Annotated in this window: 10 protein-coding genes; 6 read left to right on the top strand and 4 right to left on the bottom strand. The window is 70.5% G+C overall.

Going from position 1 to position 15,407, the window contains the following annotated elements:
• The first annotated feature begins 36 nt into the window (after positions 1–36).
• Entirely contained in the window at positions 37–3,453 is a 3,417-nt protein-coding gene (locus tag ON30_RS17825; RefSeq protein WP_157183765.1) for an ATP-binding protein, read from the top strand.
• Here the strand turns inward: ON30_RS17825 and ON30_RS17820 are convergent.
• Positions 3,430–4,122, bottom strand: a complete 693-nt coding sequence (locus ON30_RS17820) for a TetR/AcrR family transcriptional regulator (protein ID WP_040708571.1) — start codon at positions 4,120–4,122, stop codon at positions 3,430–3,432. The genes ON30_RS17825 and ON30_RS17820 overlap by 24 nt on opposite strands.
• 237 nt (positions 4,123–4,359) lie before the next feature.
• Here ON30_RS17820 and ON30_RS17815 point away from each other — a divergent pair, with 237 nt between their 5' ends.
• The 3 genes from ON30_RS17815 (at position 4,360) to ON30_RS17805 (ending at position 10,075) form a co-directional block, all read left to right on the top strand.
• Complete coding sequence (locus ON30_RS17815; protein WP_083911487.1) at positions 4,360–6,459, top strand: MMPL family transporter; 2,100 nt, start codon at positions 4,360–4,362, stop codon at positions 6,457–6,459.
• 122 nt (positions 6,460–6,581) lie between these two features.
• Complete coding sequence (locus tag ON30_RS17810; RefSeq protein WP_040708570.1) at positions 6,582–8,012, top strand: lyase family protein; 1,431 nt, start codon at positions 6,582–6,584, stop codon at positions 8,010–8,012.
• A 110-nt stretch (positions 8,013–8,122) separates the two neighbouring features.
• Complete coding sequence (locus tag ON30_RS17805) at positions 8,123–10,075, top strand: FAD/NAD(P)-binding protein (protein ID WP_040708569.1); 1,953 nt, start codon at positions 8,123–8,125, stop codon at positions 10,073–10,075.
• A gap of 6 nt (positions 10,076–10,081) precedes the next feature.
• On the opposite strand, the gene ON30_RS17800 is transcribed toward ON30_RS17805, so the two are convergent.
• From ON30_RS17800 to lexA, 3 genes are all read right to left on the bottom strand, one after another.
• Positions 10,082–10,699 carry a histone deacetylase gene (locus ON30_RS17800; protein ID WP_218006276.1) on the bottom strand — a complete coding sequence of 206 codons (618 nt, stop codon included), beginning with the start codon at positions 10,697–10,699 and terminating at the stop codon, positions 10,082–10,084.
• Positions 10,700–11,053: 354 nt separating this feature from the next.
• Positions 11,054–12,241, bottom strand: a complete 1,188-nt coding sequence (locus tag ON30_RS17795) for a lipase family protein (RefSeq protein WP_439928100.1) — start codon at positions 12,239–12,241, stop codon at positions 11,054–11,056.
• Positions 12,242–12,604: 363 nt separating this feature from the next.
• Positions 12,605–13,258 (bottom strand): transcriptional repressor LexA, encoded by a 654-nt coding sequence (gene lexA, locus ON30_RS17790; RefSeq protein WP_373282581.1) that lies wholly within the window; start codon positions 13,256–13,258, stop codon positions 12,605–12,607.
• Positions 13,259–13,540: 282 nt separating this feature from the next.
• On the opposite strand from lexA, the gene ON30_RS17785 reads away from it, so the two are divergent.
• Together ON30_RS17785 and ON30_RS17780 are read left to right on the top strand one after the other, a co-directional pair.
• Positions 13,541–13,948: a hypothetical protein gene (locus ON30_RS17785; RefSeq protein WP_040708567.1), complete on the top strand. Its 408-nt coding sequence runs from the start codon at positions 13,541–13,543 to the stop codon at positions 13,946–13,948.
• A gap of 112 nt (positions 13,949–14,060) precedes the next feature.
• Positions 14,061–15,314, top strand: coding sequence for a hypothetical protein (locus ON30_RS17780; protein WP_040708566.1), 1,254 nt, complete (start codon positions 14,061–14,063; stop codon positions 15,312–15,314).
• Positions 15,315–15,407: the final 93 nt, after the last annotated feature.

Raw genomic sequence — 15,407 nt, 5'->3', positions numbered from 1 at the left:
GAGCCGGGCGTGGTGGAACGTGAGCTGGGGGGTGTGATGACGAGCATTCAGGTCCTCGGACCGTTGCGCGTGAACGTGGGGGGCGAATCGGTGTTCCTCGGCGGGCCGCAGCGGCGGGCCGTACTCGGCAGACTGATCCTGTCGGCGGGTCAGGTGGTCTCGGTCGACCGACTGATCGCCGATCTGTGGGGCGAGGAACCGCCGTCCAAGGCGTCCTCGATACTCCAGGTGCACATCTCGGCGCTGCGCAAGATCCTCGAACCCGAGCGCGCGCCGCGCGCGCCGAGCAGCGTCATCCTCTCCGAGGCGCCGGGCTATTCGATCAACCTGCCCGCCTCCGACGTCGACGCCTGGCGCTTCGACGCGATCATGGAGAGCTACGAGGTCCTCACCCATTCCCCGCAGGCGCCGGACGCGGCCGAGCGCTGCCGGATCCTGGACGTGGCGCTGAACTGCTGGTCGGGCACTCCGTACCAGTCGTTCGTCGGATTCACCTGGGCCTCGGCCGAGACGGCGCGGTTGGTCGAGGTGCGCTTGGCGGCCCTGGAACAGCGCGCCCAGTCGGCGCTGGAACTGGACCGGCCGATCGAGGTGGTCGCCGCGCTCACCCAGGCGGTCCTGGACCGCCCGGAGCGCGAGACCAGCGCGGGCCTGCTCGCCTTCGCGCAGTACCGACTCGGCCGCCAACTCGACGCGCTGGAGACCATCCGCCGGGTGCAGGAGCACCTGCGGGCGGAATTCGGCGTCGAACCCGGCGCGATGCTGCGCGAACTACAGACCAAGATCCTCGACCATTCCCCCGACCTCGACAGTCCCACCGACTGGTTCTACGGCGCACGGCGCGCGGTGCTGCCGGATTCCCCGGTGATCGTGCGGGGCGAGGACGATCCGCCGCCCCCGCCCGAACAGGCCGAGGACGTCGTGCGCACCGACTACCGCGAGGAGTGGTCGGCGTTGGTGGCGGCCGCCGCGGCCACCCGGAGGGGCGGTCCCGCGCTGGCCTGGGTGGCGGGGGAGGCGGGGGCAGGCAAGACGACGCTGGTGCATTCGGTCGCGCGCCACCTGTCCCGCGACGGGTCCACCGTCGTGCTCGGCGACTGCCCCGACGTCTCGCACGCGCCGCCCGCCTGGGTGTGGACCGAGATCGCCGCGGAACTGGCGGGCCACGACAAGGTCGGCGGACCGCCGGTCGCGCTGATCGACGATCCGTTCGCGTTGGCGATGCGGGTGGCGGGCCTCTGCGTCGACATCGTCGAGCGGTCGCCGCTGGTGATCGTGCTCGAGGATCTGCACCGGGCCGACGCGGTCACCCACGAGATCCTGCGGCAGTTGGTGCGCTGGCTCGGCGATTCCCCGGTGCTGATCGTGGTGACCTACCGCCCCTCGGAGGCCACCTCCACGCTGCGGGCCACCTCGGCGGAACTGGCGGGCCGGGCGGCGGCGCGCCTGGAACTCGACGGGCTGACCTTGCACGGGGTGCGCGCGGTCGCCCAAGGCGCCGGGTTGCGCTCGCTGAGCGAGGCCGCGGTGCGCGAACTGCACGAGCGGACCGGCGGCAACCCGCTGTTCGTCCGGGAACTGTCGCTGGCCGCGGCCGCGCACCGGTCGCTGGACGCCCTGCCCTCGGCCGTGGGCCACGTGCTGGCCCGGCAGATCGAGCGACTACCCACCGAGGCGGTGCGGGTGCTCGAGTACTTCGCGGTCTGGGGCGGTGAGATCGATCCCGAAGTCCTGCGCGAACTCTCGGGCGAGACCGAGCGCGACCACCTCGACGCGGTGGGCACCGCCGAACGCGCCGGGCTGATCTCCGTCGGCCGCGGCGGGCGTATCCGCTTCGCGCGCACCCTCATCCGCGATGCTGTCTACCAGCGGATCTCCTCTCTGCGCCGGGCCAGGGTGCACTGGCGGATCTACGACTACCTCGACGCGGCGCCGAAGGCGGTGGAGAGTTCCGGCGTCGAATTCCGCGCCCGCCACGCCGCGCTGGGCGCCAATCAGCAGACGGCCGAACGGGCCCTGGCCCCGGTCACCGCCGCGGCGAGACATTTCGAGGACCTCGGGTTGCGCGCCGACGCCGCGCACTGGTGGGGCGCGGTGGTCGAGTTGCACGAGTTGGCGGGCCACGACTCCGGGCACGCGCACCGCGAGGACCGCGTCACCCTCGCCCACACCCGCTGCAAGTTCGCCACCGCCCTGGCCTTCGCGGGCAAACACCGCGACGCGCGCGTCCAGCGCGACCGGGCGATCCGCATCGCCGAGGACCTCGGCGACTCGCACCTGCTGGCCTACGCGCTGGTCTGGCGCGCGCCGGTCGTCTGGGCGGGCAGGCCGTGGTGCCCGCCCTCGCCCCGGTTGCTCGCGCTACTCGAGCACGCGATCGCCAAGGGGTCGGTCACCACCACCCTGCGGATCGGCCTGCTGGTCACCACGGCGTTCGAGGCGCGCTGGGTGGACGCGGCGCGAGCCCGCGCGGCCGCCGTCGAGGCGGTGCACATCGCCCACACCATCGGCGAGGCCGCCCTGGTGTGCGCCGCGCTGAATGCCTTGGCGTATGTCACCTTCGACAACGCCGCACCCGATTCCCAGGACAAACTGGTCGCCGACCTCGAGCGCGTCGCCGATGACGCGGGCCTGACCCACTACCAGGCGCTGGCCCGCTACCTGCGCTTCCGCGCGGAGTTCGGCCGCCTCGAGATCGCGGCGGCCGTCCGGCACGCCACGGCCGCGCTGGAGCACGCGCGGTGCGCGCAGGTGTGGCCGGTCTTCACGGTGTTCACCGCGTTCTCGTTCACCATCGCGATGCTGTGCGACCGGGCGGGCGAGGTGGAGCGGATCTACCGCTCCTTCCAGCTGCGACTGTCCGAATCCGACTACGTGAACAAGGAATTCCTCGAACTGTGCGGCGCGCTGGTGATCGCCTGGGCCCGTGACGATCTGTCCGAGCTGATCGATGATCTCGAACTGGCCTATCGCGAGGCGCCGGAGGTCGTGGCCCACCCCTACGCCTTGGCCCTGATCCACGCGGGTCAGCCCGAACAAGGCCGTGCCGTGCTGGCCGCGACCCGCCTGGAACGCGACGACCTGCTCGACGCGCCGATGCTGGCGTTCCGGGCCCGCGCGGCGATCGCGGTCAACGACCTGGCCGAGGCCGCGCGGGTCTACGACCGGCTCAGCGGGCATCCGGCGGCGATGATCGGTCTGGACGCCGGGGTCTTCGTCTTCGGGCCCAAGGACGAGGCGTTGGGTGAATTGGCGGCCGCGCTGGGGCGGCACGAGGCGGCGGCGCGGCACCGGCGGCGGGCCGCGGCCGTGGTCGAGGAGATCAGGAGTCGGTTGGCCGCGGTCGACATCGCCGCCCTGGACGTCCTGCTCGGGCCGACCTGCCGCCGGGATCGGCCCACGGCGGGCCGGGCCGAACCGGACTCGTCCTCACTGCTGTCGGCGCAGTTGTAGATCGATGCCGTCCAGGATGTAGTCCAGGCCGCGCCGGAAGTTGGCGTCCCAGTCGTTGTCCTGCATGTAGCGCTGCCCGCTCAACGTCGGATAGCGGCCTGCCTGCTCGCGGACCTGCTCGTAGCCCTGCGCGAGTTCACCGCTCGAGGCGCGCAGATTCGACTGGCTCGAGGCGGAGCCCTGGACGTGGCTGAACAGGACCCAGGTGGCGGCGGCGACTTGGTCCGCGGCCAGCCCGGCCCGGGCCAGGGTCGCTTGCAGGAATTCCATCCAGGCCAGGAAATTGGGGCCGATCAGCGGCCGCCTGCTCGCCGTCAGATGCGCCGACCACGGGTGCAGCAACAGCGTGGAGCGCCAGCTCTCCAGCAGCGCGACGATGTCCGCGCGCCACCGCGCGGGCTCGTGGTCCCCCGAGGGGCGCTCACCGAAGATCGAATCGATCGCCAGGTCGATCACGTCGTCCTTGGTCTCGACGTGCCAGTACAGAGTTGTCGCGCCGACGCCGAGGCGTTCGGCCAGCCGCCGCATGGTCAAGCGGTCCATGCCTTCGGCGTCGAGCAGATCCACCGCGGCCTCGGTGATGCGCTGCCGGGTCAGCGGCGGACCGTTGCGGACCTCGGGGACGGGTCGGAGCCAGATACTGCGCGAGCCAGCTGCTTTGCCGGTCATGGCGTCGATGTCCTCCTCGGCTGGCGTTCGGGTGCGTGCCGAGTGTAGTGCGCCGCCGCGAGCGGGTCGCACGATCGACACCCGTCCCGATCGGGGTGCGGAACCGGTGATAGCCGTTCAGTATTTCCATACTCGCAGCTAGAACATTGGTCCGGTCGGTGGAACACTGGTCTATATCCCGATCAATGTACTAGTCTGCTCCCCGTACGGAGCGGAATCGACGAGAGAGTGGATCTGATGCGGACGCGAGCGCTGTTGATCATCGGAGGCTGGCTGGTCCTGCTGGTCGCGATATCCCCCTGGGTGAGCGGATTCAACGACGTCAAGTCGTACAAGGCCACCGACTACCTGCCGGGGTCGGCCGAGGCCACCGAGGTCGAACGGATCGCGGAGACCCTGCCCGGCGGTTCGGAGAACGTCTTCTGGGTCGTCTACGAGCGCGACGGCGCGATCACCGACGCCGATCGTCAAGCCGCGCAACGGCAATACCAGAGCCTCAACGAGCGCTACGGCGTCAGCGCGCGCCCTGCCGCCGAGGCGATCACCGTCTCCGACGACGACAAGGCCCTGCTGTACGCGGTGCCGGTGAGCGTCTCCTTCGGCAAGCCCTCCGAGTACATCGACGAGTTCCGGGACGTGGTCGCGGACACCCCGCCGGGTCTGGCGGTCTCGGTGACCGGCCCCGGCGCGATGAGCGCGGACTTCGACGGCGCGTTCGAAGGCGTGGACGAACAACTGCTGCTGGCCACCCTGCTCGTGGTGACGGTCCTGCTGCTGCTGATCTACCGCAGTCCGGCGCTGTGGCTGATCCCGCTGATCTCGGTCGCGATGGCCTACGTCTTCTCGATGGGCGTGGTCTATCTGCTGGTCAAGGCCTTCGACATCACCGTCAACGACCAGAGCGCCGCGATCCTGCTGATCCTGGTCTTCGGCGTCGGCACCGACTACGCCCTGCTGATCGTGGCCCGCTACCGCGAGGAGTTGCGACGCGAGGAGAACGTCGGCACGGCCATGATCGCGGCACTGCGCGGCGCGGGGCCCGCCATCGCGGGTTCGGCGGCCACCGTCGCCCTCGGCCTGCTGTGCCTGATCGCCGCCGACATGAACAACACCGCGGGCATGGGCCCGGTCGGCGCGGCGGGCGTGGTCTGCACGCTGCTGGCGATGCTGACGGTGTTCCCGGCGATCCTGGTCCTGTTCGGCCGCTCGATCTTCTGGCCGCGCATCCCCAAGGTGGGCGTCATCGAGTCCGACAAGGCGAGTAGGTCCGGGTTGTGGGTGCGCATCGGCGACACCGTCGCCCGCCGTCCCGCCTGGGCGGTCGCGGCCTCCCTGGTGATACTCGGGGTGCTCGCGCTGGGTCTGCTCGCCCAGACCCGTCCGCTGACCCAGGCCGAACGCTTCGTCGACACCCCCGAAGCCGTCACCGGGCAGTCCGTCGTCGCCGAGCACTTCCCGAAGATGGGCGGCAGTTTCCTGACGATCATCACCCCGACCCCGAGCAGGCCCGAGGTCCTGCGCGCGGTCACCGGCGATCCCGGCATCGCGCTGGCCATGGAAGGACGCACCGGTCCCGACTTCGCCGAGATCACCGCGTTCTCGGTCGACCCGGCCGACTCCGACGGCGATCACGCCACCATCGAGCGACTGCGCGAGAACCTGCCCGGCGTCGCCGAGGGCACCGTCGTCGGCGGCCCCAGCGCGGCCATGCTCGACACCGCCGACGCCGCCTCGCGCGACGAACGCGTGGTCATCCCGCTGGTCCTGGTCGTGGTGACGCTCATCCTGATCGTGCTGCTGCGCTCGCTGGTCGCGCCGATCGCGCTGGTGCTGACCGTCGTGGTGTCCTTCGGGTCGGCGATGGGCGCGAGCATCTGGGTGTTCGAGCACGTGTTCGGCTTCGCGGGGCTCGAACCGGTGTTCCCGGTGCTGGCGTTCCTGTTCCTGGTGGCGCTGGGCGTCGACTACAACATCTTCCTGATGACACGCGCCAAGGAGGAGGCGCACCGGGTCGGCACCAGGGCCGGAATGCGGTTGAGTCTGGCCGTCACCGGCGGCGTCATCACCTCGGCGGGCGTCGTGCTGGCCGCGACCTTCTCCATCCTGATGACGATGCCGCTGGTCGCCCTGGTGCAACTCGGTTTCGCGGTCGCTCTCGGCGTCCTCATCGACACGCTGCTGGTGCGTTCGGTCCTGGTCCCCGCCCTGACCCTGCTGGTCGGGGAACCGATCTGGTGGCCGAACAAGATGACGCCCGGCGGGGCCGATCGCACCGACCCGGACTCCCCGCGACTCGGGTCGCCGGGCAAGGGCGGTGACGATTTCGTGGAGGCGTGACCCCTCCCGTCGCCACGACGTGATCCGGGACGAACGCCGCGGCGTCCGTCCCGGATTCGCGGAGGTGACAGATCCCCGCCGATCCCCTTGCCGGGTTCGGCGGCGTGCGATGCGCTGGAACCATGCCCACCTCCGTCGAAATCCCTTCCGCCGACACCGGTCTGCTCGCACCTGTCCGCGCGGGTGCGCGGGTCGCCGCCCTCCTCGACGACGCCGCCTGGGTGCGCGCGATGGTCGAGGTCGAGATCGCCTTGGCCGGAGCGCAGGCCGCGCTCGGCATCGTGCCCGCCGACGTGCCCGACCGGATCGCCGAGGCCCTCGCGCGCCACGACTTCGACGTCGCCGCACTGGCGGTGGCCGCGCGCGGCGCCGCCAATCCGGTCGTCGCGTTCGTCGCCGAACTGACCCGCGTGGTGGCCGCCCACGATCCGGTCGCCGCCGACCACGTCCACCGCGGATCGACCAGTCAGGACATCCTCGACACCGCCGCGATGCTCGTGGCCGCCCGTGTGCTGGCGGAGGTCCACGCCGATCTGACCGGGCTCGCGGACCTGCTCGCCGCACTGGTCCGGCGTCATCGCGACACACCCGTGGTGGCCCGCACCCTGGCGATGCACGCCGTGCCCACCACCTTCGGCGCGAAGGCCGCGGGTTGGCTCGACGGCGTCCTCGACGCCTGCGACCGGGTGCGGCCCCTCGCGACGGGCGCGCTGCCGGTCCAACTCGGCGGGGCCGCCGGGACCTCCGCCGCCTACCTCGAGGCCGCCTCCTCGCAGGGCCGGGTCGCGGACGCCGCGGCCCTGTACGCCGACCTCGCCGCGGAATTCGCCCGACGCCTGTCCCTGCGTGCCCCGGCGGTGCCCTGGCAGGCCAACCGGACACCCCTCGCCGATATCGCGGGCGTCCTGGCCCAGGTCGCGGGCGTGCTCGGCAAGATCGCCGCCGACGTGATCGCCTCGGCCCGTACCGAAGTCGCCGAACTGGCCGAACCCGCCGCCGCGGGCCGCGGCGAATCCTCCGCCATGCCGCAGAAACGCAACCCGGCGCTGAGCGCCCTGCTCCGCTCGACCGCCACCCAGGTCCCCGCCCTGGTCTCGATCCTGCACACGGCCATGGTCGGCGAGGACGAACGGTCCGCGGGCGCGTGGCACGCCGAATGGCAACCGCTGCGCGACGCGCTGCTGCTGGTCGGCGGCGCGGCCGCGACCGCGGTCGAACTGTGCGACGGCCTCGTCGTCGACGACGCCCGCATGCGCACCAACCTCGCGCTCAGCGGCGGACAGATCCTCACCGAACGCCTGGCGGTCCTGCTCGCACCGCTGCTTGGACGACTCGAGACGAAAACCCTGCTGCGCGAAGCCGCCCACCTGTCCGGGGCCTCCGGCCGTCCGCTGGCCGACATCCTCGCCGAGGAACCGTCGGTGCGCGCGCACCTCTCACCCGAGGCCATCGCCGCCGCGCTGACGCCCGAGAACTACCTCGGGGCCGCGCCGATCGTCGCGGACTCGGTCCTCGCGCGATACCGGCGGATGACAGGGGGCGCGCCCGAGTAGCGATGCTCCGGTGTGGCGATCTGGCACTGTGGTGGGGCGCTGGTGGGCGACCTGACACATGCGCGGCGAAGGTGTTGGCGCGCAACAGCTTCGGTGTGAGGCTTGGCGGTATGGGTGACGCTGAGGTGTTCCGTCTGTGCATCATCGGGCTCGGGCCGCGGGGCCTGTCGGTCCTGGAGCGGTTGTGCGCGAACGAGCGCGCGGCCCCGTCCTTCGACCTCCTGCGGGTGCACGTGGTGGACCCTGCGGCCCCCGGCGCGGGCCACGTGTGGCGCAGCGATCAGTCCCGGCATCTGCTCACCAACACGGTGGCCTGTCAGATCACCGTGTACACCGACGACAGCGCGCGGATCGACGGCCCGATCGAACCGGGTCCGTCCCTGTACGACTGGGCCGTGGCGATCACCGCCGAGCCCACCCCGGATCTGGACCGGCGCACGCTGGCCGAGGCCGCCGCTCTCGGCCCGAACAGCTATCCGACCCGCGCCTTCTACGGCAGTTACCTGCGCGCCTGCTTCGATCGTGTGCTCGCCCGCGCTCCGCGCCACGTCGAGGTGGTCGTGCACGCTTCGCGCGCCGTGGCGCTCGCGGACACCCACGGCCGCACGGTCGGACCCCAGGGTGTGCGCCTCGAGGACGGCACCCGCCTGCACGACTTGGACGCCGTCGTGCTGACCCCAGGTCATCTCCCGGTGCGGCCCACCCGCGCCGAAGCCAGAGCGGCCAGTCTGGCCCGCATCCACCACCTGCGCTACCTCCCGCCCGGCAACCCCGCCGACATCGACCTCACCGACATCCCGGCGGGCGAACCGGTCCTGTTGCGCGGTCTCGGCCTGAACTTCTTCGACTACATGGCCTTGCTCAGCACCGGCCGCGGCGGCGAATTCCACCGCGAGGACGGCAGACTGGTCTACCGCGCCTGCGGTGACGAACCCCGCCTGTACGCCTTGTCCCGGCGCGGCATCCCCTACCACGCGCGCGGCGACAACGAGAAAGGCGTGGCGGGCAGGCACATCCCGCGCTACCTCACCGTCGAGGCCATCCGCGAGCTGCGCGACGCGCGCGGGGCCGTCGACTTCAAACGGGACCTGTGGCCCCTGATCGCCCGCGAGGTCGAAAGCGTCTACTACGCGACGCGATTGGCCGCGCAGGGCCGCGCGGCCGAACGCCCGGCCTTCCTGGACGCCCTCGACCGCGCCGCGTCCGCGCGCACCGGCATCGACCGCCTGCTCGCGGCCTACGGTCTCGCCGATCGGAAGTGGGACTGGTCGCTGGTGGCCGACCCCACCGGGGGACGAGAATTCCAGGGCCAGAGCGAATTCCGCGCCTGGATCCTGGACCACCTCGCCCGCGACGTCGCCGACGCCCGCCGCGGCAATCTCAGCAGCCCCGTGAAGGCGGCCCTGGACGTCCTGCGCGATGTCAGGAACGAACTGCGCTACGCCGTGGACCGCGGCGCGCTCACCCCGCGCTCGCACGCAGAGGACCTCTACACCTGGTTCACGCCGTTGAACTCCTACCTGTCCATCGGACCGCCCGGCGATCGCGTCGAGCAGATGGGCGCGCTGGTCGAGGCGGGCGTGCTGGAGGTGCTCGGTCCCGCCGCCGTCGTCTGCGTCGACGTCCGCGACCAACGCTATGTCGCCTGGTCGCCCCGGGTGGCCGACTTCCGCGTGCGCACCGGCACGCTCATCGAGGCCAGACTTCCCGAACCGGATCTGCGCCGCACCGCCGACCCGTTGCTGCTGCATCTGCTCACCACCGGCCAGTGCACCCCCTTCCGCCTCGAATCCGGTGGCGTCGTGCACGAGACCGGCGGTCTGGCCGTGACGCCGCGTCCGCACCGCGTGGTGGACGCGACCGACACGCCCCATCCGCGCCGCTTCGCCTTCGGCATCCCCACCGAATCGGTGCACTGGTCCACGGCCGTCGGCATCCGCCCCGGCGTCGACTCGGTCACCCTCGCCGATTCCGACGCGATCGCCCGCGCCGTCACCGCACTGTCCCCGGCGCGGGTCGACGCGGGGGCGGTGGATCCGGATTCGGTCACCGTCGCGGTCTGAGCCCCCCTACGACTCCAGCACCGCCGCAACGGTTTCCGGCGTCCAGCGCGACTCGGCTCCGGGGCGGGTGGCGAGGTATCGGGCCACGTGCGGCACGGACCAGTGGTGGGATTCGACCAGACCGGCCGCGAGGTGCCGCAGGTAGGCGGGCGAGGGCGGATTGCCCGGCAGGCCGGTGTAGTGCCGGGGCGCGGTGCAGGTGAGCAAGGGGTGGGTGTCGAGAGTTCCCGCGTGAACCAGGGTTTCGTAACGGCCGGGGCCGAGGGACTGGCGACCGGTGGCGAGGGCTTCGGTGAGGTCGAGATCGGGACCGGGCGGCCGGTACATCTCCTGGGCGACCAAGTCGGCGAACTGTTCGGCGGTGATCAGATACGCGCGGACCGGGGTCTCGCCCGCGCCGTCGGGGTCGTAGAAAGCGCGGCCACCGGTCCAGGTCAGCGATTCGGTCGCGAAGTAGACGATGCCGGGCAGGGTGCGGGCGACGGTGGCGCGCGGCGCGGTCGAATCCCGGCAGCCCGGCAGGGTGATCGCGCCGCCCTCGGGAGTGCCACCGGCGAGATAGCAGCGCAGGCGGGCGCTGTGCATGTTCGAGCCGTAGGCGGCGTACCACACCAGTTCCGTCACCGCGCCATTGTCGCGCGCGCAGCGGCGTATTCGCTTCGCCGCGCGCCCATCCCCGGGTCCCGTGACATCGAATACCTCATGAGATATCGCGGCGGCGACCACGTGTGGTCAGGTTCGAGCCCGCTCGACCGGTGTGCGGCGTGGCGCCGTGATCACGCAGAGAAAGGGAAGAATCATGATTCCGAACTTCGTCGAGTCGCTCGTGAGTGCGATCCAGGGATTCCTCGGGATGCTGTTGCTTCCGTGAGGAATGGCCGGGAACGGAGACCACGGAACTCCGTTCCCGGCCCTTTTTTCGCGCGAGTCCGCGCACTCGGGTCGGGGGTCCGATCGCGTCCCGCGCGAAATCGCCGGTCAGCAGCGAACGGGCGGCGCCTCGTTGCGGAAGCGCGCTTCGACATAATTCCAGGCGTCGGCGAAACCGGCCGCCGCCGTCGTCATGTGTTCGGCGATCTCATAGGGGACGAAGGTGAGCGGCGCGCCCGCGCGGCAATAACGGTCGGCGGTCTGTTTCACCGAATCGAACGGCGTCAGCGTGTCGTAGACGCCCTGCCAGATGTACATCGGGGCGGTGGGGGTTCCGGGGAAATCCCGAAGGCTGTTCTCGTGCAGCACTTCCCGCGCCGCCGGGCTGTCCATCAGTGATTTCGAGGCGGCCAGTTGGTCCGCGCTGCGCATCGCGCCGTGGAACAACAGGAAACGGCGGCATTCGTCGTGGGTGAACTCGCGGAACCACAATCCGGTCGGATTCAGCTGATCCGAGATCGGCAACCGGTCCGGGTATTCGCGTTCCAGGCCCATCGCGGCGGCGAAGGCCAGACCGAAACCGGGATGCGGCGCGAAGCCCAGGCCCAATGCCATCTCCTCCAGATCGGCCGGGATACCGCCCGCCACGACCCCGGCCAGCTTCAACTCGGGAGCGTAGGTGGGTTGCAGTGCGGCCGCCCACGCCGAGGCCATACCGCCGCCGGAATAGCCCGCGATCGCGACCGGGGAATTCGACAGCCCGATCTCGGTCGCGCGCTGGACCGCGCGCACGCTGTCCAAGGTGACCATGCCGCTCAGCTTCGCCGCGCCGTAGGCGACATTCGGGCCGAGATAGTCCGGCAGCGAGATCGCCCAGCCGCGACCGATCGGCAGCATCGCGCCCATCGCGTCCTGGAGTTCACCGTTGAACAGCGATTTGGAGGGATTGCATTTGCTGCCGAGCGAATTGATCAGCGCCTGATACGACACCAGTGGGGGATTGCGCACGCCCGAGGGCAGCAGCACCGTCGTGACGCCCAGGATCGCGTCGCCGCCCGAATTGGTCGAGCGGAATGCCACCTGCCACCCTTCGGTGCCGACATACATGCCGGTATCGATGCGGCGGGTGCGGATTACGTCGCCGGGCGCTTTCGCCGACAGGTCGGCGGGCGCGGTGTAGAACGGATCGGGGTCGGGGGAGGGATAGAGCGGATCGGCGGAGGCGGAGCTCATCAGCGAACCCGCAGTGAACAGGGTGATCAGGATGATCAGAATCCTGGTCAGCGTTCTGGGCAAGGCGGTGAATCCTTTGTATCCGGGGGCGGTGCGGCGCTCGCGCGGTGGAGATACTGGGTGTGCGCGGCGGAGATGCCCCCGGCCCCGACACCGGCTGCCACGGACCGGCACCCTCCGGAGTCAGAGAGTAGCTGAACGGTGGTGGCCGCGAACACTTCCGGTGTGCATGAATCATCACAAGGAATGGACCGCGTTCGGTGACCGGTCACAATGTAGGCTGAGCGGTCGAGGGTGAATTCGCCGTTCCGAGTGTGTCATTCGGCTGCGGTGTCCCGGACGGATCGGCCCGACGGGGTTGACGGGCCGAAAAGGCAACGGGACAGCGACTCCCCGAGGAGGCGCTGTCCCGTTGGGAGACGCGGGTCAGATCTTGCGGATGACCGTGACGACCTTGCCGAGAATGCGGGCGTCGTTGCCGGGGATCGGTTCGAACAGCGGATTGTGCGGCATCAGCCACACCTCCGACCCGGTGCGCTTGAACGTCTTCACCGTCGCGTCGCCGTCGATCATCGCGGCCACGATGTCACCGTTGTCGGCCACGTTCTGCTGACGCACCACCACCCAGTCGCCGTCGCAGATGGCGGCGTCGACCATGGACTGTCCGACGACCTTCAGCAGGAACAGCGACCCGTCGCCGACCAGTTCGCGCGGCAGCGGGAAGACGTCCTCGACGGCCTGTTCGGCCAGGATCGGACCGCCCGCGGCGATGCGACCCAGCACCGGCACGTAGGTAGGGGCCGGGTGGCCGTTGTCCACGCCGGTCTCGGTGTCCTCGACCGCCGCGCCGGGCAGCGTGGTGACCGCGCGCACGGCTTCGTCGAGTCCGCGCACGTCCACCGCGCGTGGACGATTCGGATCGCGCCGTAGATAGCCCTTGCGTTCCAGGGCGCGCAACTGGTGGGCGACCGAGGAGGTGGAGGTGAGACCCACGGCGTCGCCGATCTCGCGGATGCTCGGCGGGTAGCCGCGCTCGCTGACCGAGGTGCGGATGACCTCGAGTACCTTGCGCTGACGCACGGTGAGGTCTGCTCCGGTCGAGGACGGGTCCGCCCCGGCTCCGCTCTCCTCACCCGTGTCGTCTGTGTGGCTCACCGGCAACCGCCTTCCTGTTGATGAACTCGCGCGTCTGAATTTAGTCCGGCCACGACGATGTTTCAAACATCTGTTCGACGCATGTCGGGTGTTCGGGCTGACTTTGTCGGCGGGGCGTGGTAGAAATCCGGCATCGGTTCTTCGAACAAGTGATCGACTAGCGTCCCTTCGAGCCACCCGCAGCCACCCCTCACGGAGGTTTGTCCGATGAAGACCGCAACCCGCACCGCCCTCGCCTCCACCGCTCCCACCAGCGAAGATCTGATTCCGGCCGAGCTCGAGCCGGTGTTCGAACACCGTCCGGCGACGCGCGGTCCGCGCCATGTCGCGGTGCGTCGCCCCCGGGCCGGAAGGCCCGCGGCGGCCATGGCCTACCGCGGGCACCGGTCGACCCGTACGCCCGTGCGCTGCGCGCCCCAGCGGGTGGACAGCGTCGAGCAGGCGCAGGTGGGTTACGCGGTGCTGGCCGCGGCGGCGCTGCTCAGCGCGCTGGTGGTGGCGGCGCTGATCGGCTTGGCGCACTGGCGGGCCGGGCTCATTCCGGAGACGGACCCAGCTCCGGTGCCGGTCGCCGCCGAATACCGCTCGGTGCCCGGCGAGAACTTCCCCCGCTGAACCGTTCCCGACAAGATGTCCGAATTCATCGATCAGCGACTGGAACGTGTTGCTACGGTGCAGTCGACCTGACCGAACGCCTGAGTGCCACGATCGATTACGGGACCCTGCAATGACGCACCACCCCGTCGGACGCGCCGTCCGCACGCTCGCCCGGTTGGTCGGGCTGTTCAGCTGTCTTCTGCTGGGCCTGAGCGCGATTCCCGCGGCCCAGGCCGTACCCGCCTACTCGCTCTACCTCGATCTTCCCGTCGTCAACGGCGAGGGCGAGAACGGCGGCGGGCTGAACCCCGTTCTCCCGCTGGAGGAGTCGACGCTGCGGACCGCGGTCGAACAGGCCCGTGCCGACGGGATCGATCCGTCACGGTACGCCACACTGCTGCACCAGTACTGGCTGGTGGTGGCCACCGACAACGCGAAGATCGATCTCGCGGCCTGGGACCCGACCCGTGGCGTGCGGGCCAACGAGGCCACCTTCAACCAGGTGTATGTGAACTATCTGCGCCTGGCCACCGCGCACCCCGAGTTCTACTGGGCGGGTCTGGCCGGGATCGCGGGCGGGTCCTTCGCCTCCGGGTTCTTCGACATGAGCGATGTCGGCCTGCTGGTCGACCTGCCGGGCATCCACCAACTCGGCACGGCCGTCGCCGACCTGCTGCGCGCCACCCCGCCGGAACTGGTCGCGCAGGTCCCCGGTGACATCCGGTTGCTGGCCGCCGAGGGGCCGCGCCTGACCGCGCAGGATCTGAGCTGGTACCAGACCCGGCTGATGGTCATGCAGAAGCACATCTTCCTGGACCTGGTGCCGATGCACGAGGCCTACGTCGCGCGCGGGATGTCGGGTATCGAGGAGTTGTACGCGGCGGGGGTGATCGACGAGGCGCTGCGCACCGCGTGGGCCGGCCTCGGCGCGGGCGCCACCAAAGGTTTCGTGGACGCGTTGATCGCGATGACCGACCGCGAGCAGAACCACGTCGTCGCCGACCAGTGGGATGCCACCTCGCGCGGTCGCGGCGCGATGGGCCGGGTCCTGACCTACATCAGCACCGTCGCGGGCAAACCCGCCGTCCCCGGCGTGCGCGCGCCCGGCGTCTTCGCGCCCGCGACCGTGCGCGCCCAGGTCAACGGGCAGACGCTGGCCCTGCGCACCCCGCTGCCGAACTTCAACTGGGCCGACCGCCAGAGCCGCTGGGCCTACATCGTCGGCGATCTGGTGCCCCGCCACATCGATATGGAGACCAACCCGGCGATGGCCGCGAGTGTGTTGGGCGAGCCGTTCTGGAACAAGCTCGCGCGCGGCCGACTCGTGCAGCGACTGCCCGAAGTCGTGGCGGACATGACCCAGCAGTGGCGCGTCGGCGGCTGAGCCCGCGCGCCTCCGCGCACAACACCCGGTAGCGGGGCGAGTATTCTCGAAGTGCTATGGAGGTGTAGCAGCCGCCCTGTACACGAGCTCGCC

Source organism: Nocardia takedensis NBRC 100417, assembly GCF_000308695.1.
In the GTDB taxonomy this organism is placed as follows: domain Bacteria; phylum Actinomycetota; class Actinomycetes; order Mycobacteriales; family Mycobacteriaceae; genus Nocardia; species Nocardia takedensis.
The sequence above is the reverse complement of the archived record's forward strand: the minus strand, read 5'-3'. Positions and strand labels throughout refer to the sequence as shown.